Consider the following 18,072-nt stretch of genomic DNA (forward strand, 5'->3'; position numbering starts at 1 on the left):
TCAGCCGGGGATCAGCGCATCCGGCGCAGATAGACGTAATAGGCCCCGCCGCCGCCATGGCTTTGATGTGCCGGGGTGATCTGAAGCACCAGCCCGGACAGGGGCGGCACCGACAGCCAATGGGGCACGTTGTGGCGCAGGATGCCACGGCGCACGGGGATCGGCCCGTCTTCGTCGCGGTCCTTGCCCTTGCCGGTGATCACCAGGACCAGACGCCGCCCTTCGCTGGCGGATCGCATGATGAACCCGGTCAGCGCGGGATGGGCGCGGTCCATGGTCATGCCATGCAGGTCGATCCGCGCCTCGGGCGACAGCTTGCCACGCTTCATCCGCGTGTGGGTCTTGCGATCCATATGGACCGGGGCCTTGTGCAGACGGTCCGCAACGCTGCCCATCAGGTCGTGACCGGGCGCACCCCCCTGCCCTTTCTGGCCCAGCCGGAAGGCCGGCAGGGGATCGCGGGGCGCGGGGCCGGATTTGACCTCTGGCTTGGCGGGTGTCTTGCGCGCCTCGGGATCGGGTTTCAGCTTGGGGCGGTGCATCCGTTCCGCCGTGCCAGCCACCTTCCGCCAGAGGTCAAGCTCTTCCGGGCGAAGACGGCGGCTCATAGGTTGTCCTCGGGCAGCTGGGCATAGGCGCGCTGGATCGGAAGCAGCACGACCATGCGGCCGGGGTCCTTCATGCGCCCTGCCCTGCGGCCGGCCTTGTCACCGGTGCCGATGAAGACATCCGCGCGCTGCGTGCCCTTGATTGCGGATCCGGTGTCCTGGGCGACGGTCAGACGACGCAGCGGGACCTCTCCGCGGACTTCGATCCAGACGGGCGCGCCAAGGGGCGTGAATTCGGGATCGACGGCGATGCTGCGCCCGGGGGTGATCGACCGGTTCATGGCGCCACGCGGCCCTTCGGAGGGGTTAAGATCGTCGATTTCGCGGAAGAAGACATAGCTGTCGTTGTGGCGCAGAAGCTCGGGCCCGTCGATGGGATTGCGCCGCACCCAGTTCTTGATCACCTGGGCCGAGACCTGGTGCACGGAATAGACCCCGCGCCGCACCAGTTCGCGCCCGACGGATCGGTATTCATGACCGTTCTTGCCGCCATAGCCGACACGGATCATCGTGCCATCGGTCAGGCGGATCCGGCCAGAGCCCTGGATTTGCAGAAAAAACAGCTCGACCGGGTCATCGACCCAGGCGATTTCCAATCCACGGCCGGTCAGGGCATCGGTGGTCTCGATCTCGCGCCGGGACAGGTAGGTGCCGTGCCGTGCCTCGGGCGGCATACGGTAGATCGGATAGCGGTACATGTCCGTCCTGCTGCGCGATCCCCGCAGTTCCGGTTCGAAATAGCCGGTGAACAGAGCATCGTCGGGATCACCGATCAGGACAGGCGTGAAGAACAGTTCGAAAAAGGTGCGGGCGTTGGTCTGCTGGCCTGCAATGGAACAGATCGACCGCCAGTCGGGGGCGGTCAGATCGGGGCAGGTTTCCAGAAAGGCATCCAGGGCTGCGGCATGGTCGTCCTTGTCCCAGCCGGAAAGCTGGGCATAGGACAGGATCCGGTAAGGGGTTTCAGCCCAAGCCCCGGACCCGGCAAGGGTCAGGGCGGCCAGCACTGCGGCCAGCCGCGCGCCGATCATTCGCCCGTGGCGACAAGCTGCCAGTTCGGATCGTCGCTTCCCATGTTGCGGGCAAAGGTCCAGACGTCGCGCTGCGTCTTGACGGCCTTGGGATCGCCTTCGATCACTTCACCGGCGCGGTCGCGCACGGCAAAGGTCAGCTGGCCGACGAAGCGCACGGTCAGTTCACCTTCGCGGGTGGCCTCGTCCAGTTCGGCATCGACAAGCTGCAGTTCCTTGACGCCGACGAAATCGGCCTCGACCGTCAGGCCCTTGGCTTCGCGTTCGTTCACCACGTAGGCAAAGCTTTCGTATACCTCGTTCGAGAGGAAGGGTTTGATGTCGGCCATCTCGCCCTTTTCGAAGCCCATCAGGATCATTTCATAGGCACCGCGCGCGCCAGACAGGAATTCCGACACGGAAAACGACGGCTCAAGCTGTTTCATGCGGGCCAGGGCACCGGCGGCGGGGCTGTTTTCCGGAACATGGTCGATGATGTCGTGGTCAGGGCCGCCTTCGATCACCTCAAAGTTACCGCGGGTGTCGGTGGTGGTCGGGCCAGACCGCGGCACGGGCGGCTTTTCAAAGCCGTCGCGCGTGCCCAGAACGGACCGCAGACGCAGGATCAGGAACACCGCGATACCGGCAAGAACCAACAGCTGAAGAATAGGCGAGTTCATCAAATCCCCTTCGGGTACAGAGCGCTTGGACTGGTCGGACATGGAAATGGCCCGGTTCCGTCCTTATGTAGGTGACAGGGTGCGGTAAGTCTACTGCACCGGGATTTAACTGGGACATACAGGAGGCCCCCATGTGGCTGTTGCTGGCCTTTATCGCCATTCCGATGATCGAAATCGCCCTGTTCATTCAGGTCGGCGGTCTGATCGGGCTGGGCTGGACGCTTCTTATCGTTCTTGGCACCGCGATCCTGGGCACCTGGCTGGTGCGCACGCAGGGGGCCATGGCGATGAACAACCTGCGCCGCAGCTTCTCCGAATTGCGCGACCCGACGGAGCCATTGGCCGATGCCGCGATGATCCTTGTGGCGGGCGTGCTGCTGCTGACCCCGGGGTTCTTCACCGACGCGCTCGGGTTTGCCCTGCTGACGCCGCCCTTCCGCCGCGCGGCCTTTGTCTGGCTGCGCAGCAAGGTGAAGGTGCAGTCGTTTTCCATGGGCCAGGGTATGGATCGGGGCATGGGATCCGCGCAGGGTCCGTCGCGGCGCCATACGCCCGACCATGAAGACGTGATCGACGGCACCTATCACGAGGTTTCGCCACCCAAGCAGCCGACGCATAATCCGTCGGGCTGGACCAAGCATTGATCGCTGGCGCCCTGCTAATCCAGGCGGGGCGTGGCTTTTCGTTGAGACGCCCGGCGCAAGCTGATAGAGCGCTAGGCGATTGACAAACCCTTTGGGAGAGATTGATGGCCGAGGCTGATACCGGCGCCGCACCGCAGGCACCGCAGATCAAGATGAATGTCCTGTCGCAATACATTCGCGACATGTCCTTTGAAAACATCCTGGCGCAGAAACCCGCGTCGGGTCAGGTGCAGCCGGACGTGAAGGTCCAGGTCGCGCTGGACGTAAAGAAGCGTGAAGCCGATCACCAGTTCGAAGTGGTGATGAAGCTGACGGTGAAATCCGTCGCTCAGGGCACCGAAGACGCGCTGTTCCTGCTGGAAGTCGAATATGCCGGCCTGTTCCACATCGAAGGCGTGCCGGAAGACCAGATGCACCCCTTCCTGCTGATCGAATGCCCGCGCATGCTGTTCCCCTTCGTGCGCCGCATCGTGTCGGATGTGACCCGCGACGGTGGCTTCCCGCCGCTGAACCTGGAAAACATCGACTTCGTGAACCTGTACCGCACGGAACTGCAGCGTCGCGCCGCAGCCCAGCAGCCGGTCGGCACGGCCTAAGCCCTTGCCGAACCCATAGGCCTGATCCGACGGGATTCTGACCGGGATCAGGCCGAATAGGTTTTCCAGATCGCGCCGTCGCCCAGCTTGTCGACAAATTCGGCATGGGCGGCGGCTTCTTTTTCGGTGATGCGGCTGTCCAGCTTTACCGGGCGCGGTTTCGGCCGCCAGTCATCCGCCGCCTGACCGTTGGATCCGCCGCTGCTGGTGGCCAGGCCAAAGTCCGGCTGTCGTCCCCCGACCAGTTCCAGATAGACCTCGGCCAGGATTTCTGAATCGAGCAACGCGCCGTGCAGGGTACGGGACGAGTTGTCGATGCCGAACCGCCGGCACAGCGCATCCAGCGAGGCAGGAGAGCCGGGGAACCGCTGCCGCGCGATGGCCAGCGTGTCGATTGCCTGTTCCCAGGGGATCTGCGGCAGGTTCAGCCAGCCCAGTTCGGCGTTCAGGAACTTGATATCGAAGGCGGCGTTGTGGATCACCAGCTTGTCGGTCTTGATGAAGTCCAGAAACCCCTGGGCCAGATCCTTGAACAGGGGCTTGTCGCGCAGGAAATCGTCGCCCAGCCCGTGCACCTTGAAGGCCTCTTCCGGCATGGGACGTTCGGGGTTGATATAGACGTGATAGGTTTCGCCGGTCGGCACGTGGTTCCACAGCTCGACCGCGCCGATTTCCACCAGACGGTCACCCTGAAAAGGCTCAAACCCGGTTGTTTCCGTATCAAGGACGATCTCACGCATCTGCCAGTTCCTTCCGGATCTTCGCAACAATTGCCCGGACCTGATCGCGGGCGTGGTCCAGAGTATCGGTGATGACGACATGATCCGCCAGCGCGCGTTTCTCGGCGTCGGGCATCTGCTTGGACTTGATCATCATGAACTGGTCTTCGGTCATGGTGCCACGGGCCAGGACCCGGTCACGCTGCACATCTTCGGGGACCGAGACAACGACGGTGGTGTTCACCATGCGGTGGCCAGAGCCTTCGAACAGCAAAGGGATGTCCAGCACCACGATATCGGCGTCGCTTTTTGCGATAAAAGCTTGGCGATCCTCGGCCACCAGCGGATGCACGATCTGTTCGATCTGACGCAGAGCCGTGGGATCGGCGGCAATCGCGGCCTTCAGGGCGTCGCGGGACACGGTGCCATCAATCACCGCATCGGGAAAGGCGTCCTGCATCGGCGCAACGGCCGCGCCGCCAGCGGAATACAGGCGATGCACGGCGGCATCGGCATCCCAGACGGCACAGCCTTCTTCGGCAAAGATCTTGGCGGTGGTGGATTTCCCCATGCCGATGGATCCGGTCAGCCCGATCAGATAGGTCATGCCAGAACCGCCTTTCGGGTCGCATCGGTCACGACAGGCGTCGCGCCAAACCAGCGTTCAAAACCGGGCACGGCCTGATGCAGCAGCATGCCCAGACCATCGACGGTCTGACAGCCCCGGGCGGCGGCGGTGCGCAGCAGATCGGTTTCCAGCGGGGTATAGACGATATCGGTCACCAGCTGATCGGCGTGCAATTCAGACAGGTCCATCTCCAACGGCGCCTTGCCAGCCATGCCAAGCGCGGTGGTATTCACGACCAGACGGCCGTCGCCCAGACGGGCAGGGGCCTTGTCCCAGTCGATCACCTCGATGTCGCCGTCGAAGGCCTGGGCCAGATCCTCGGCCCGGGCGCGGGTGCGGTTCGACAGGATCAGGCGCGGCACCCCGGCATCCAGCAGAGAACAGATCACCGCGCGGGCGGCACCCCCGGCCCCAAGGATCACTGCCGGACCCGAGGCAGGATCCCAGTCGGGCGCGGACTGGCGCAGGTTTTCCAGGAACCCGAACCCATCCGTATTGTCCGCGTGCAGCGTGCCATCGGGACGGAAGGTCAGCGTATTGGCGGCGCCGATCTTTTGCGCGCGGTCGGAAATCTCATCGGCCAGATCCATCGCCATTTCCTTGTGGGGCAGGGTGGCGTTGACCCCGCGAAACCCCATTTTCGGCAATGTTTTCAGGGCCTCTTTCATATCCTCGGGTTCGATATGCAGGGGCACGTAATGACCCGTAAGACCCATCTGATCCAGCCAGTGACGAAACAGCACGGGCGATTTGGAATGCGCGATCGGGGCACCGATGACACCGGCAAGCGGCAGCTGGGGCAGGGCATTTGGCTGGGTCATGTGGTGATCATCCCACGGTCGTTCAGGAAGGTCAGAAGGGGCAGAAGCGGCAGCCCCAGGATCGAGAAATAGTCGCCGTCGATGCGCGCGAACAGGCGGCTGCCCTCGGCCTCGACCTGGTAACCGCCGACGCAGTATTTCACCGCGTCCCAATTCCGCGACAGGTAGTCGTCGATATAGGCGTCGGACAGCACGCGCATGGTCAGTCGCGCCTCGCCTATGAACCGCCAGATCGGCCGGGCCTCGTGAAAGATCACGGCGGCGGAATAGAGGCGATGCGTCTGACCCGACAGACGGCGCAGCTGATCGCCGGCCTCTTCGATGCTGGCGGCTTTGGACAGAAGCGCGCGGTCCAGCTCCAGCACCTGGTCGCAGCCCAGCACGAAATCCTCGGGGTTTTTCACGGCAATCCGCTGCGCCTTGGCCTCGGCCAGGGCGTCAGAGATATCGCGCGGGCGGGTGCCCTCGGCCAGAAGCGAGGCCTTGATCATCTCTTCATCGACGGGCGCGGTCTGGACCCGAAAGGGCACCTGCGCGCGGGTCAGAAGCTCGGCCCGAATGGAGGAACCAGAAGCAAGGATGAGCTGGGACATGTGGATAAGATCCGGGAAAACGTTAGGGATTTGTTAAGGGTGGTTTCTGAAGAATTAACACCCCGGAGGCAAGACGTGGGAAACCATCCCCGTTCTCCCATCCGATGCACCCATCTGTCCCTGTGTTGGCAAGGGTAACTTGAACCCCGTGGATGGATCGCTTGGCCCAAGTTTTGCCCCAAAGTTGATCCCAGTTTTCCCAAAAGCGCCGTAAAGTCGCAAGCAATTGTGAAATATAGGAAAATCACCGTCATCGCACGGGCAAGGGGATTTCGTACACACAGTTTCCCACAGGATGTGGCGAAATGTGGGCAGCTTTGTGGCAAGTCAGTAATCCACAGAAAGTCGCGCCCCTACTAATATCATCAATCTTTTTCTTTTATATTTTTAAGAATAAGGAAGACGGATGACCGACCTTCTCGCGACCCTCTATCCGTGGACCCTGTCCCTGCACATCATGTCCGTGATTGCCTGGATGGCGGGTATCTTCTATCTGCCCAGGCTCTTCGTGCATCACGTGGAACAGGCCGACAACGCGCAGACCGATGAATTGTTCCAGATGATGGAGCGAAAGCTTCTGAAGCTGATCATGAACCCTGCCAGCATCGCCACCTGGATCTTTGGCCTGATGCTGGTCTTTACGCCGGGGATCGTCGACTGGGGCATGGTCTGGCCCTGGACCAAGGCGGCGGGCGTTATCACCATGACCTGGTTCCATCATTGGCTTGGGAAACGGCGCAAGGACCTTGCCGCCGGGACCAATAGGGTGACCGGACGCCAGTACCGGATGATGAACGAATTACCGACGCTTCTGATGATCCTCATCGTGCTCTCGGTGGTGGTGAAGTTCTGACAGATTGACTTGGGGCCCTGTGGCCCTTAAATCGCTGTCCAAGCCGCCCGTCCGGGCGGAGCGATTCCCCATTCTGAAGGTCCAGCGCGCCCCCCAAGGGGCCGGACGCCGGAGTTATTCCATGACCACGAACCGTTTGAACCTGTCCGACCTCAAGGCGAAAAGCCCCAAGGACCTGCTGTCCATGGCCGAAGAGCTTGAGATCGAGAACGCCTCGACCATGCGCAAGGGTGAGATGATGTTCCAGATCCTGCGGGAACGTGCGGACGAGGAATGGGAAATCGGCGGCGACGGCGTGTTGGAAGTGCTGCAGGACGGCTTTGGCTTCCTCCGCTCTCCGGAAGCTAACTATCTGCCGGGCCCGGATGACATTTACGTCTCGCCCGACATGATCCGCCAGTATTCGCTGCGCACCGGTGACACGGTCGAAGGGCTGATGAAGGAACCCGACGAGAACGAGCGGTACTTCGCCCTGACCAGCGTCACGCAGATCAACTTTGAAGACCCGGAGAAGGCCAAGCACAAGGTGTCGTTCGACAACCTGACGCCGCTGTACCCGGATGAGCGTCTCAAAATGGAGATCGAGGATCCAACCATCAAGGATCGCTCGGCCCGGATCATCGACCTGGTGGCCCCGATCGGCAAGGGGCAGCGATCGCTGATCACCGCGCCGCCGCGGACCGGTAAGACGGTTCTGCTGCAGAACATCGCCAAGTCGATCGAAACGAACCATCCTGAATGCTACCTGATCGTCCTGCTGATCGACGAACGTCCCGAAGAGGTGACGGACATGCAGCGGACCGTGAAGGGCGAGGTGATCTCCTCGACCTTTGACGAACCGGCGACGCGCCACGTTGCGGTTTCGGAAATGGTGATCGAAAAGGCCAAGCGCCTGGTCGAGCATAAACGAGATGTTGTGATCCTTCTTGACTCGATCACAAGACTTGGTCGTGCCTTCAACACTGTGGTGCCGTCCTCGGGTAAGGTCCTTACCGGTGGTGTGGACGCCAATGCTCTGCAACGTCCCAAGCGGTTCTTTGGTGCGGCGCGGAACATCGAAGAGGGCGGTTCGCTGACAATCATCGCGACTGCGCTGATCGACACCGGCAGCCGGATGGACGAAGTTATCTTCGAAGAATTCAAGGGCACCGGTAACTCGGAAATCGTGCTGGATCGCAAGGTCGCGGACAAGCGCGTCTATCCGGCGATGGACATCCTGAAGTCCGGCACCCGGAAAGAAGACCTTCTGACCGACAAGATCGATCTGCAGAAGACCTTTGTCCTGCGTCGCATCCTGAACCCGATGGGCACCACGGACGCGATCGAATTCCTGATTTCGAAGCTGAAGCAGACCAAGACGAACAGCGAATTCTTCGATTCGATGAACGGCTGATCCCGCGCCCTTGGGAGGGGCGATTATGGATACGATCTTTGCCCTGGCTACGGCGCCCGGAAAAGCGGGCGTCGCTATCGTGCGTTTGTCGGGGCCATCGGCCTGGCAGGCGGTTGCGGCGCTATGCGGCTCTGTTCCTGCGCCCAGAGTCTCGGGTTTGCGGGTTCTGACCGGCCGTGACGGCGTGCTGGACGAAGCGCTGGTGCTGACCTTTGAAGAGGGCGCAAGCTTTACCGGAGAGAAGGTGGCCGAGTTTCAGCTGCATGGATCCACAGCCGTGGTCGATGCGGTTTTGGCTGAACTGGGCGCGATGGAAGGCCTCCGCAGCGCGGAGGCCGGCGAATTTACCCGCCGTGCCTTGGAAAATGGGCGGCTGGACCTGGCCCAGGTCGAAGGGCTTGCCGATCTGATCGACGCGGAAACCGAAGTGCAGCGCAAACAGGCGCAGCGTGTTCTGTCGGGAGAGCTGGGCGACAAGGCCGAAAGCTGGCGGCGCGATCTGATCCGCGCGGCGGCCCTGATCGAAGCGACGATTGATTTCGCCGATGAAGAGGTTCCCGTCGACGTCAGCCCCGAGGTGATCGCGCTTTTGATGCGTGTCCGGGGTGATCTTGAGAAAGAGATCAAGGGCGTTGGCATTGCGGAACGTTTGCGCACCGGGTTCGAGGTTGCCATTGTCGGCGCGCCGAACATCGGGAAGTCGACTTTGCTGAATGCGCTGGCAGGGCGGGATGCGGCGATTACCTCGGACGTGGCGGGGACGACGCGCGACGTGATCGAAGTTCGGATGGATCTTCAGGGCTTGCCCGTGACGATGCTGGACACGGCTGGCTTGCGGGAAACTGAAGATGCCGTCGAAGCGATTGGCGTCGAGCGGGCGAAAGTCCGGGCGCAGCAGGCGGACATGCGGGTTTTCCTTGTTGCGGAAGGCGAGGCACCTGCCTTTGATCCCTTGGACGGCGACTTGGTTCTGGTCGGCAAGGCGGATCTGGTTGGCGAAGTTGCTGGGCGTGTGTCTGGCGTTACTGGATTCGGCGTGTCTGAACTCGTTGCCTCGGTTCGCGATCGGTTGAAGACGCTGGCCGCTGGACGCGGTGTTGCCACGCGGGATCGGCATCGCTCGGCCATGGTGGTTGGTCTTGCTGACATTGAGCGCGCGCTGGAAAAGATCGGAGCGGGGGGCGAGGTCGCCGAACTAGCTGCGGAAGATCTTCGCGCATGTGTTCGCGCGCTGGATTCTTTGGTTGGCCGGGTCGATGTCGAAATGCTATTGGACGACATCTTCTCAAGTTTTTGCATCGGCAAGTAGGAGTGTTTCACGTGAAACAATCTGACTTCGACGTTATCGTGATCGGCGGAGGTCACGCAGGCAGTGAAGCCGCGGCAGCGTCCGCGCGCCTTGGCGCGCGGACCGCGCTGGTTTCGCTGAAAAAGGCAGGCATCGGTGTGATGTCCTGCAATCCGGCCATCGGCGGTTTGGGTAAGGGCCACCTGGTTCGCGAAATTGACGCCATGGACGGTGTGATGGGCCGGATTGCAGACCTTGCCGGGATTCAGTTCCGTCTGTTGAACCGGCGCAAAGGTCCAGCAGTGCAGGGGCCGAGGGCCCAGGCAGACCGCAAGATCTATCGCACCGAAATGCTGCGAGAGCTGGAAGGCACGCAGAACCTGACGATCGTTGAAGGCGAAGTCGTAGACCTGATCCTGCAGTCCGGCGCGATTGCCGGCGTCGTTCTGGCCGACGGGGCCGAGCTGAGCGCCTCTGCCGTTGTGCTGACGACCGGAACGTTCCTGCGCGGCGTGATCCATATTGGCGATGTCTCGAAACCCGGCGGTCGCATGGGCGACAAGCCCTCGGTCAAACTGGCCGAGCGTATCGATCAATTTGCTCTTCCGCTTGGTCGTTTGAAAACGGGGACTCCTCCGCGCTTGGATGGGCGAACGATCAATTGGGATGGGCTGGAAGAGCAGCCGGGAGACGATGATCCGACGCTGTTTTCCTTCCTGTCCAAGGGTGTTTTCGCGCCGCAGGTGTCTTGCGGGATCACGCATACGAACGAAAAAACGCACGAGATTATTCGCAGAAACCTCGACCGCTCGGCCATGTACGGCGGCCATATCGACGGGATCGGCCCGCGCTATTGCCCGTCGATCGAGGACAAGATCGTTCGCTTTGCCGATAAGACCTCGCACCAGATTTTCCTGGAGCCCGAGGGCCACGATGACCCGACGATTTATCCGAACGGGATTTCGACCTCGCTTCCTGTCGACGTGCAAGAGGACTACATCCATTCGATCAAGGGTCTGGAAACCGCGAAGATCCTGCAGCCCGGCTATGCCATCGAATACGATTACGTCGATCCTCGTGCTTTGGATCTGACCCTGAACGTCAAGGATGTCCCCGGTCTGTACCTCGCGGGGCAGATCAACGGAACAACCGGGTATGAAGAGGCTGCGGCACAAGGTCTGGTGGCCGGCCTGAACGCCGCCGCGAAATCAATGGACAAGGAAGAGATTCGGTTTAGCCGGTCGAACAGCTATATCGGCGTGATGATCGACGATCTGACGACGCGCGGTGTCACAGAGCCGTATCGCATGTTCACCTCTCGCGCAGAATTCCGCCTGTCGCTGCGTGCGGATAATGCCGATCAACGGCTGACCCCCCTGGCGTTGGACCTTGGCTGCGTCGGCGAAGTCCGTCGTTCGGCTTTCTCGGACAAGATGGAGCGTCTGGAAGCGGGTAGGGGGCTTCTTGAATCGGAAAGCTATTCGCCTCAGGACGTCGCGAAGATCGGCGTGAAGGTCAGCAATGACGGGACGCGCCGCAATCTGTACCAATTGCTTGCGTTCCAGGATGTAGCTTTCGAAGACCTTGGTCAGCTTTTGCCTGCGATTGAAGGGATTGATCCAGAGATCCAAGAACAGTTGGCGAAAGATGCGCTTTATGCGAATTACATCGCGCGTCAGGAAAAAGATGTCGAGGCCGTCAAGCGGGATGAGGCGCATGTTATCCCGGCAAACCTCGACTATGCTTCGCTGGATGGCTTGTCGTCGGAGCTTCGTTTGAAGCTGTCGAGCGCCAAGCCTGAGAACCTGGCTCAAGCGGCTCGTGTTGAGGGGATGACTCCGGCCGCGTTGACTTTGCTGCTGGCCCGGATCCGTAAACAGGCGAAGAAATCGGCGTGACGATGCTGGACAATGTTTCACGTGAAACACTCGATAAGCTCGAGCATTACGCAGATCTCTTGGCCAAGTGGAATCCACGCATCAATATCGTGGCAAAGTCCACGATAGGGGAGGCCTGGACGCGGCACATTGTCGATAGCGCGCAGGTTTTTGCGGCCTCCGACAAACAGGACGGGCAGTGGCTGGACATGGGCAGCGGCGGGGGATTCCCTGGGCTGGTCTGCGCCATCATCGCGGCAGAGAAGTCACCGGACCTGAAGTTCACCCTGGTGGATTCCGATCAACGAAAATGCGCCTTTCTGCGCAATGTCGCGCGCGAGACCGGGACGCAGGTCACCGTGATTGCGAAACGTTTGGAACAGATTGACCCGGTCAACGCGGATGTCATATCGGCCCGCGCCCTGGCCAGTTTGTCTGATCTGCTGCCTTTTGCAAAACGGCACGGAAATCAGGCAGCGACGGTGCTTTTTCAAAAGGGCCGTAACTGGCAGGCCGAAGTCGCAGAAGCCAGCCGGGATTGGCGCTTCCAACACGAAGTTCTGCCCAGTACAACTGATCCCGAGGCAGTGATCCTGAGAATCAAGGAACTTGAGCATGTCTGATATTCTGAACATGGGCGGACCGAAAATCGTGGCGATTGCCAACCAGAAGGGCGGGGTGGGCAAGACGACGACGACGATCAACCTTGCTGCGGCGCTGGCGGAATTCGGGAACAACGTGCTGATCATCGATCTGGATCCGCAGGGCAACGCCTCGACCGGGTTGGGGATCGAAACCGAAGCGCGCGAAAACACGACTTACGAGCTGATCCTGGATGACGCGGCGCTGGAAGATGTGATCCTTGCCACCGACGTGAAGGGGCTGAGCATCGTTCCGTCGACGGTCGATCTGTCCTCGGCCGATATTGAATTGATCGCGAACGAAAAACGCAGCTTCCTTTTGCACGACGCGCTGCGGCAGCCGGCGATGGAAAAATATGGTTTCGACTATATCCTGATCGACTGCCCGCCGTCGTTGAACCTGCTGACGGTCAACGCGATGGTCGCGGCGCATTCAGTCCTCGTCCCACTGCAAAGCGAATTCTTTGCGCTGGAAGGTCTGTCGCAATTGATGCTGACGATCCGAGACGTGCGCCAATCCGCGAACCCGAACCTGCGAATGGAGGGTGTCGTTCTGACGATGTACGACATGCGCAACAACCTGTCGCAACAGGTCGAACAGGATGCGCGGGATAACCTTGGCGATATCGTCTATCAGACCCGAATCCCGCGAAATGTGCGTGTCAGCGAAGCGCCGTCCTATGCGATGCCCGTGCTGGAATTCGACACGACATCGAAAGGGGCCCAGGCCTACCGGGCCCTGGCGCAAGAGTTTCTGGCAAAGAACGAACCGGCCGAAGCTTGAGGAGAATGAGCATGAGCAAGAATCAAAGAAACCGCGGCCTCGGGCGTGGGCTGTCGGCCTTGATGGCGGATGTGAACGCGGATCAACCGTCGGTGGCGGCCGAGGCTCCGGCTGGGCCGCGCCGTCCGGACCTGCTTGTTCCGGTTGAAAAGGTTGTTCCGAACCCGGACCAGCCGCGCCGCACTTTTACCCAGGCTCAACTTGATGAACTCGCTGCTTCGATCAAGGAGAAGGGGATCATCCAGCCCCTGATCGTGCGCGAACGGGGTGAGACATATGAAATCGTTGCCGGTGAACGTCGCTGGCGTGCTGCGCAGATTGCCAAGTTGCACGAAATTCCGGTGTTGCTCCGCGACTACGACGACACCGAAGTGCTGGAAGTCGCGATCATCGAAAACATCCAGCGGGCGGATCTGAACCCGGTGGAGGAAGCCGCCGGCTACCGTCAGCTGATGGACCGCTTTGGCCACACACAGGAAAAACTGGCCGAGGCGCTTGGGAAAAGCCGCAGCTACATTGCCAACCTGCTGCGCCTGCTGAACCTTCCTACGGATGTGCAGGATCTGCTGAAGGATGGGAAACTGTCCGCCGGGCATGCACGGGCATTGATTACTGCTGACAATCCCTCAGTCCTGGCGGCCCAGGTGATCGCGGGCGGGCTGTCGGTTCGGGAAACCGAAAAGCTGGCCAACCAGGAAAAACCAGAGCCGAAGAAGGCGAAAACCACTGCCGCGCCCGAGAAGGACGCAGACACCCGTGCGCTGGAAGGGGACCTGTCCGCGGCGCTTGGCATGAACGTGACGATCAACCACCCGGCCAGTGGCGATGGCGGCACGATCAGCATCCGCTACAAGGATTTGGATCAGCTGGACGAATTGTGCCGGATCCTCAGCGCGGCCCGTTAGGACGCGTCCAGAGGAACAGCATCACGCAAGACAGCGTGACGGCCTGGATCGCAATCAGATGCCAGGCCAGGCCCATCACGACCGAAAGCAAAAGAACGGCGGCGCAGGCAAGCGTCGCCATTTTCTTTGCGCGCGGGGCCACGGCACCATGTGTCTGCCAATCCACGATCGATGGCCCAAATGTAGGGTGCGTTAACAACCACTTGTGTAGGCATTCAGAGGAACGGGCAAAGAAGAAGGCGGCCAGAAGGATGAAGGGCACGGTTGGAATCAGGGGCAGGACCACGCCGACAAAGCCGCAAAGCAGGCTTAAACAGCCAAGTCCGGCCCAAAGATAGCGCATCCGTTACTCCAACAGTTTGGCGATCACCGCGTTCAGGACCAGCCGACCCTGGTCGGTGGCGCGCAGAATGGGTCCGCTCTGCTCAACCATGCCCATATCGGAAAGTTCCTGCAAAGAGGTTGAGGGTAAGGGGCGTCCGGCCAAGGCGCCATAGCGGTCGATGTCGATGCCGTCCGACAGGCGCAGGCCCATCAGCAGGAATTCGGTCGCCTGATCGTCGAACGTCAGGGCGCTGCGCAACTTGTCGCCCGAACCCTGTTCCACATGTGACAGCCAGGCGTCGGGCATGCGGATCGCCTCGGTCGCCAAGCGGGTGCCGTTCAGGGTCAGGCGGCCGTGGGCACCGGGCCCAATGCCGACGTAATCGCCATACCGCCAATACAGCGTGTTGTGCCGGGATTCAGCGCCGGGGCGGGCGTGGTTGCTGACCTCGTAGGTGTTGAACCCGGCGGCCACGGCAACCTCTTGCGTGATGTCGTACATCGAGGCGCTGTCGTCTTCGTCAGGCAGCCCGCGCAGCTTGCCGATGCGGTAACGATCCCCAAAGGTGGTGCCATCTTCGATCGTCAGCTGATACAGCGAAAGATGGTCAATCGCCATATTCAGAGCCTGTTTCAGCTCGGCCCGCCATTGATCGGGGGTCTGGTCCTGACGGGCATAGATCAGGTCAAAACTGACGCGATCAAAGGTGGATCGGGCGATGTCGAAGGCCTTCAGCGCCTCATCCACCGAATGGATACGGCCCAGACGTTTCAGATCGCGGTCGTTCAGGGCCTGAATACCCATGGAAATGCGCGAGACGCCGGCCTGATTATAGGCTCTGAACCGGGCGGATTCGACCGAACCGGGGTTTGCCTCAAGCGTGACTTCCAGATCATTGGCACGCGGCCAATGGTGCCGAATGCGGTCAAGGATGGCATGCACCGTTTCAGGCGGCATTAGGCTGGGCGTGCCGCCGCCGAAGAACACCGACCGCACGACGCGGCCCGGGGTTTCCGCGGCGTGGCGGTCGATCTCTTTCAGATAGGCGGACAGCCAGCGCGCCTGATCAATCTGGCGCGAGACATGGGAATTGAAGTCGCAATAGGGGCATTTGGCCTGACAGAAGGGCCAGTGGATATAGATGCCGAACCCGCCGGCTTCCCAATCCTCAGCCAAAACAGCCGTCGACGAGTTTGCGGAAGGCATCCGCGCGGTGCGACATGTCGTGTTTGCGGGCCGGATCCATTTCACCGAAGGTTTCGGTTTCGCCGTCGGGCAGAAAGACCGGGTCAAAGCCAAAGCCCTGATAGCCGCGCATCGGCCAGACATAGCGGCCGTTCACCTTGCCCTCGAACACCTCGTCGTGGCCGTCGGGCCAGGCCAGGACGAGGGTGCAGTTGAAGGCGCAGGTCCGGGGTTCGGGCGCGGACTTTTCCTCAAGCAGGGACCAGACCTTGGTCATTGCCATGGGAAAATCGCGCCCGTCCGGGGTTTCCGCCCAATCGGCAGTGAACACGCCCGGCGCGCCATTCAACGCGTCGACCGTGATGCCGCTGTCGTCTGACAGGGCCGGCAGCCCGGTGGCCTTGGCGGCGTAATGTGCCTTGATCCGGGCGTTGCCGACAAATGTGTTCTCGGTCTCTTCCGGTTCATCCAGTCCGTGATCGGCGGCCGAAGACACTTTGATGCCAAACGGCGTCAGGAGAGCCGCGATTTCCCGCAGCTTCCCCTTGTTGTGGCTGGCAATAACCAGTTGATTTTCTTCGAACTTTCGCATTTCAGCTACAGGCTGCCTTCTGGATTTCGACCAGTTCGCCCACGCCTTTTTCGGCAAGGTCCATCAGCTTGTCCATCTGCTCACGCGAGAAGGTAGAGCCCTCGGCGCTCATCTGTACCTCGATCAGCTTTTTCGATCCGGTCAGGATGAAGTTGCCGTCAACTCCGGCGTCGCTGTCTTCGGGGTAGTCGAGGTCGAGCACCGCCTGGCCGGCGTAGATGCCGCAGGACACGGCCGCCACGGGATCGACCAGCGGATCGCTGACCACGTCGCCGGCCTTCATCAGCTTGTTCACTGCAAGGCGCAGGGCAACCCAGCCGCCGGTGATCGCGGCACAGCGGGTGCCGCCGTCGGCCTGGATCACATCGCAGTCGATCGAGATCTGGCGTTCACCCAGGGCAGAACGATCCACGCCGGCGCGCAAGGCGCGGCCGATCAGGCGCTGAATCTCGACGGTGCGGCCGCCCTGTTTCCCGGCCGAGGCCTCGCGCCGCATCCGCGACGAGGTCGAGCGGGGCAGCATGCCGTATTCGGCGGTGACCCAGCCCAGGCCCGAGCCCTTGATGAAGGGCGGCACGCGGTCTTCGATCGTGGCGGTGCAGATCACATGGGTGTCCCCAACCTTGATAAGGCAGGACCCTTCGGCGTGTTTCGTGATCCCGGTTTCGATTGAAACCTGGCGCATTTCGCTTAAATCTCGTCCTGATGGTCGCATGGGATATCCCTTTCCAAAGCTTGGGTCCGGCCGGAGCTTGGGCCCGATCTGGGTTTGGGATAGTCCTGCCTTGACGGGGAACGCAAGCCCGGACTGGGTGCGCCTGTTTCGACATTCGACCTCGGTGGAGGGGTCTGACGACGCAATGAACGACAAGACACGCATTCTGAACGAACTCAACGACCGGTCGCGCGAAGTGTTTCGCCGCGTGGTCGAAGGCTATCTGACCAACGGAGAGCCGGTCGGATCCCGCACCCTGACCCGCAGCATGAGCGAAAAGGTCAGCGCCGCGACGATCCGCAACGTCATGCAGGACCTGGAATTCCTGGGCCTTCTGGACAGCCCGCATGTCAGCGCGGGTCGGATCCCGACGCAGCAGGGGCTGCGGATGTTCGTGGACGGGCTGCTTGAGGTCGGGGATCTGGACAACACCGACCGCGAAAAGATCGACGCGACCATTGGCAACGGTGGCGGTGACGTGGGCGGAATGCTGGATCGCATCGGGTCTGCGCTGTCGGGGGCGACGCAGGGGGCGTCGCTGGTGCTGGCGCCCAAGCATGAGGCGCCGATCAAACATATCGAATTCGTCGCACTCGGGTCCGACCGGGCGCTGGTCGTGCTGGTCTTTGCCGATGGCCACGTGGAGAACCGCCTGTTCCATCCGCCGCCGGGCCAGACGCCGTCGTCTATGCGCGAGGCGGCGAACTTCGTGAACGCCCTGGCCGAGGGCCGCACGCTGAGCGAGCTGGGCCAGGTCATCAAGACCGAGATCGCCAAGCGGCGGCAGGAAATCGACGTTCTTGCCCGCGATCTGATCGATTCGGGTTGGGCCGAATGGGACGATCAGGGCGCGCGGTATGAACGGCTGATCGTGCGCGGACGGGCCAATCTTCTGGGCGAAGACGCCGCCGAAGAGGACTTGGAACGCATCCGCACCCTGTTCGACGATCTGGAGCGCAAGCGGGATATCGCGGAATTTCTGGAACTTGCCGAAGAGGGCGAGGGCGTGCGGATTTTTATCGGCTCGGAAAACAAACTTTTTTCACTTTCGGGTTCCTCTCTGGTGGTCTCTCCCTATATGAACGCGGACCGAAAGATCATCGGTGCGGTCGGGGTCATCGGGCCCACGCGGCTGAACTATGGACGCATCGTGCCGATTGTGGATTACACCGCGCAGCTGGTAGGCCGGATGATCGCGGACCGGAGTTAGAGGTA

At 61.3% G+C, this 18,072-nt stretch carries 21 protein-coding genes; 10 read left to right on the plus strand and 11 right to left on the minus strand.

What is annotated here, in order from left to right; all coding sequences use genetic code 11:
- Positions 1-11: 11 nt before the first annotated feature.
- The 3 genes from BMX99_RS06570 to BMX99_RS06580 are packed head-to-tail and all read right to left on the minus strand — an operon-like array spanning position 12 to position 2,298.
- Positions 12-608 carry a Smr/MutS family protein gene (locus tag BMX99_RS06570; RefSeq protein ID WP_093449009.1) on the minus strand — a complete coding sequence of 199 codons (597 nt, stop codon included), beginning with the start codon at positions 606-608 and terminating at the stop codon, positions 12-14.
- A complete protein-coding gene (mltA, locus tag BMX99_RS06575; protein ID WP_093449013.1) occupies positions 605-1,639 on the minus strand; it encodes a murein transglycosylase A in 1,035 nt (344 codons plus the stop codon). Before mltA ends, BMX99_RS06570 begins: the two co-directional genes overlap by 4 nt.
- Complete coding sequence (locus tag BMX99_RS06580; RefSeq protein WP_093449018.1) at positions 1,636-2,298, minus strand: Tim44/TimA family putative adaptor protein; 663 nt, start codon at positions 2,296-2,298, stop codon at positions 1,636-1,638. The genes mltA and BMX99_RS06580 overlap by 4 nt, the downstream gene beginning before the upstream one ends.
- A 131-nt stretch (positions 2,299-2,429) precedes the next feature.
- On the opposite strand from BMX99_RS06580, the gene BMX99_RS06585 reads away from it, so the two are divergent.
- Positions 2,430-2,942 (plus strand): FxsA family protein, encoded by a 513-nt coding sequence (locus BMX99_RS06585; RefSeq protein WP_093449023.1) that lies wholly within the window; start codon positions 2,430-2,432, stop codon positions 2,940-2,942.
- Between the two features lie 104 nt (positions 2,943-3,046).
- The gene (secB, locus tag BMX99_RS06590; RefSeq protein ID WP_093449028.1) at positions 3,047-3,538 is read left to right on the plus strand and encodes a protein-export chaperone SecB; all 492 of its coding nucleotides are present in this window, start codon (positions 3,047-3,049) and stop codon (positions 3,536-3,538) included.
- A gap of 47 nt (positions 3,539-3,585) precedes the next feature.
- Here secB and dnaQ read toward each other — a convergent pair whose 3' ends face one another.
- Genes dnaQ through BMX99_RS06610 form a run of 4 tightly spaced genes read right to left on the minus strand, consistent with a single transcriptional unit; the run spans position 3,586 to position 6,299 of the window.
- Positions 3,586-4,278 (minus strand): DNA polymerase III subunit epsilon, encoded by a 693-nt coding sequence (gene dnaQ, locus BMX99_RS06595; RefSeq protein WP_093449034.1) that lies wholly within the window; start codon positions 4,276-4,278, stop codon positions 3,586-3,588.
- The gene (gene coaE / locus BMX99_RS06600) at positions 4,271-4,864 is read right to left on the minus strand and encodes a dephospho-CoA kinase (RefSeq protein WP_093449038.1); all 594 of its coding nucleotides are present in this window, start codon (positions 4,862-4,864) and stop codon (positions 4,271-4,273) included. Before coaE ends, dnaQ begins: the two co-directional genes overlap by 8 nt.
- The gene (locus BMX99_RS06605) at positions 4,861-5,706 is read right to left on the minus strand and encodes a shikimate dehydrogenase (RefSeq protein WP_093449043.1); all 846 of its coding nucleotides are present in this window, start codon (positions 5,704-5,706) and stop codon (positions 4,861-4,863) included. The genes coaE and BMX99_RS06605 overlap by 4 nt, the downstream gene beginning before the upstream one ends.
- Entirely contained in the window at positions 5,703-6,299 is a 597-nt protein-coding gene (locus BMX99_RS06610; protein WP_093449049.1) for a Maf family protein, read from the minus strand. The genes BMX99_RS06605 and BMX99_RS06610 overlap by 4 nt, the downstream gene beginning before the upstream one ends.
- A 406-nt stretch (positions 6,300-6,705) precedes the next feature.
- On the opposite strand from BMX99_RS06610, the gene BMX99_RS06615 reads away from it, so the two are divergent.
- The 7 genes from BMX99_RS06615 to BMX99_RS06645 all read left to right on the plus strand — a co-directional run bounded on the left by BMX99_RS06615 (position 6,706) and on the right by BMX99_RS06645 (position 14,040).
- On the plus strand, positions 6,706-7,152 hold the full coding sequence (locus BMX99_RS06615; RefSeq protein WP_093449053.1) for a CopD family protein: 447 nt from the start codon (positions 6,706-6,708) through the stop codon (positions 7,150-7,152).
- A 121-nt stretch (positions 7,153-7,273) separates the two neighbouring features.
- Entirely contained in the window at positions 7,274-8,545 is a 1,272-nt protein-coding gene (gene rho, locus BMX99_RS06620) for a transcription termination factor Rho (protein WP_093449058.1), read from the plus strand.
- 25 nt (positions 8,546-8,570) lie between these two features.
- Positions 8,571-9,854: a tRNA uridine-5-carboxymethylaminomethyl(34) synthesis GTPase MnmE gene (gene mnmE, locus BMX99_RS06625; RefSeq protein ID WP_093449062.1), complete on the plus strand. Its 1,284-nt coding sequence runs from the start codon at positions 8,571-8,573 to the stop codon at positions 9,852-9,854.
- Between the two features lie 11 nt (positions 9,855-9,865).
- Positions 9,866-11,731, plus strand: a complete 1,866-nt coding sequence (gene mnmG / locus BMX99_RS06630) for a tRNA uridine-5-carboxymethylaminomethyl(34) synthesis enzyme MnmG (protein ID WP_170848670.1) — start codon at positions 9,866-9,868, stop codon at positions 11,729-11,731.
- Between the two features lie 2 nt (positions 11,732-11,733).
- Entirely contained in the window at positions 11,734-12,333 is a 600-nt protein-coding gene (gene rsmG / locus BMX99_RS06635; RefSeq protein WP_093449070.1) for a 16S rRNA (guanine(527)-N(7))-methyltransferase RsmG, read from the plus strand.
- Positions 12,326-13,135, plus strand: coding sequence for a ParA family protein (locus BMX99_RS06640; protein ID WP_093449073.1), 810 nt, complete (start codon positions 12,326-12,328; stop codon positions 13,133-13,135). The genes rsmG and BMX99_RS06640 overlap by 8 nt, the downstream gene beginning before the upstream one ends.
- Before the next feature lie 11 nt (positions 13,136-13,146).
- Positions 13,147-14,040 carry a ParB/RepB/Spo0J family partition protein gene (locus BMX99_RS06645; RefSeq protein ID WP_093449076.1) on the plus strand — a complete coding sequence of 298 codons (894 nt, stop codon included), beginning with the start codon at positions 13,147-13,149 and terminating at the stop codon, positions 14,038-14,040.
- On the opposite strand, the gene BMX99_RS06650 is transcribed toward BMX99_RS06645, so the two are convergent.
- The 4 genes from BMX99_RS06650 to rph are packed head-to-tail and all read right to left on the minus strand — an operon-like array spanning position 14,024 to position 16,857.
- Positions 14,024-14,383, minus strand: a complete 360-nt coding sequence (locus BMX99_RS06650; protein WP_093449084.1) for a YbaN family protein — start codon at positions 14,381-14,383, stop codon at positions 14,024-14,026. The two genes, BMX99_RS06645 and BMX99_RS06650, sit on opposite strands and share 17 nt — an antisense overlap.
- A gap of 3 nt (positions 14,384-14,386) precedes the next feature.
- Positions 14,387-15,541, minus strand: coding sequence for a radical SAM family heme chaperone HemW (hemW, locus tag BMX99_RS06655; protein WP_244525484.1), 1,155 nt, complete (start codon positions 15,539-15,541; stop codon positions 14,387-14,389).
- Positions 15,534-16,142, minus strand: a complete 609-nt coding sequence (rdgB, locus tag BMX99_RS06660; protein WP_093449099.1) for an RdgB/HAM1 family non-canonical purine NTP pyrophosphatase — start codon at positions 16,140-16,142, stop codon at positions 15,534-15,536. The genes hemW and rdgB overlap by 8 nt, the downstream gene beginning before the upstream one ends.
- A 1-nt stretch (position 16,143) precedes the next feature.
- A complete protein-coding gene (rph, locus tag BMX99_RS06665) occupies positions 16,144-16,857 on the minus strand; it encodes a ribonuclease PH (RefSeq protein ID WP_093449104.1) in 714 nt (237 codons plus the stop codon).
- A 145-nt stretch (positions 16,858-17,002) separates the two neighbouring features.
- Here rph and hrcA point away from each other — a divergent pair, with 145 nt between their 5' ends.
- Complete coding sequence (gene hrcA, locus BMX99_RS06670) at positions 17,003-18,067, plus strand: heat-inducible transcriptional repressor HrcA (protein WP_093449108.1); 1,065 nt, start codon at positions 17,003-17,005, stop codon at positions 18,065-18,067.
- The last annotated feature ends 5 nt before the right edge of the window (positions 18,068-18,072 follow it).

Origin of the sequence: Pseudooceanicola nitratireducens (assembly GCF_900109195.1) — a bacterium.
GTDB lineage: Bacteria > Pseudomonadota > Alphaproteobacteria > Rhodobacterales > Rhodobacteraceae > Pseudooceanicola > Pseudooceanicola nitratireducens.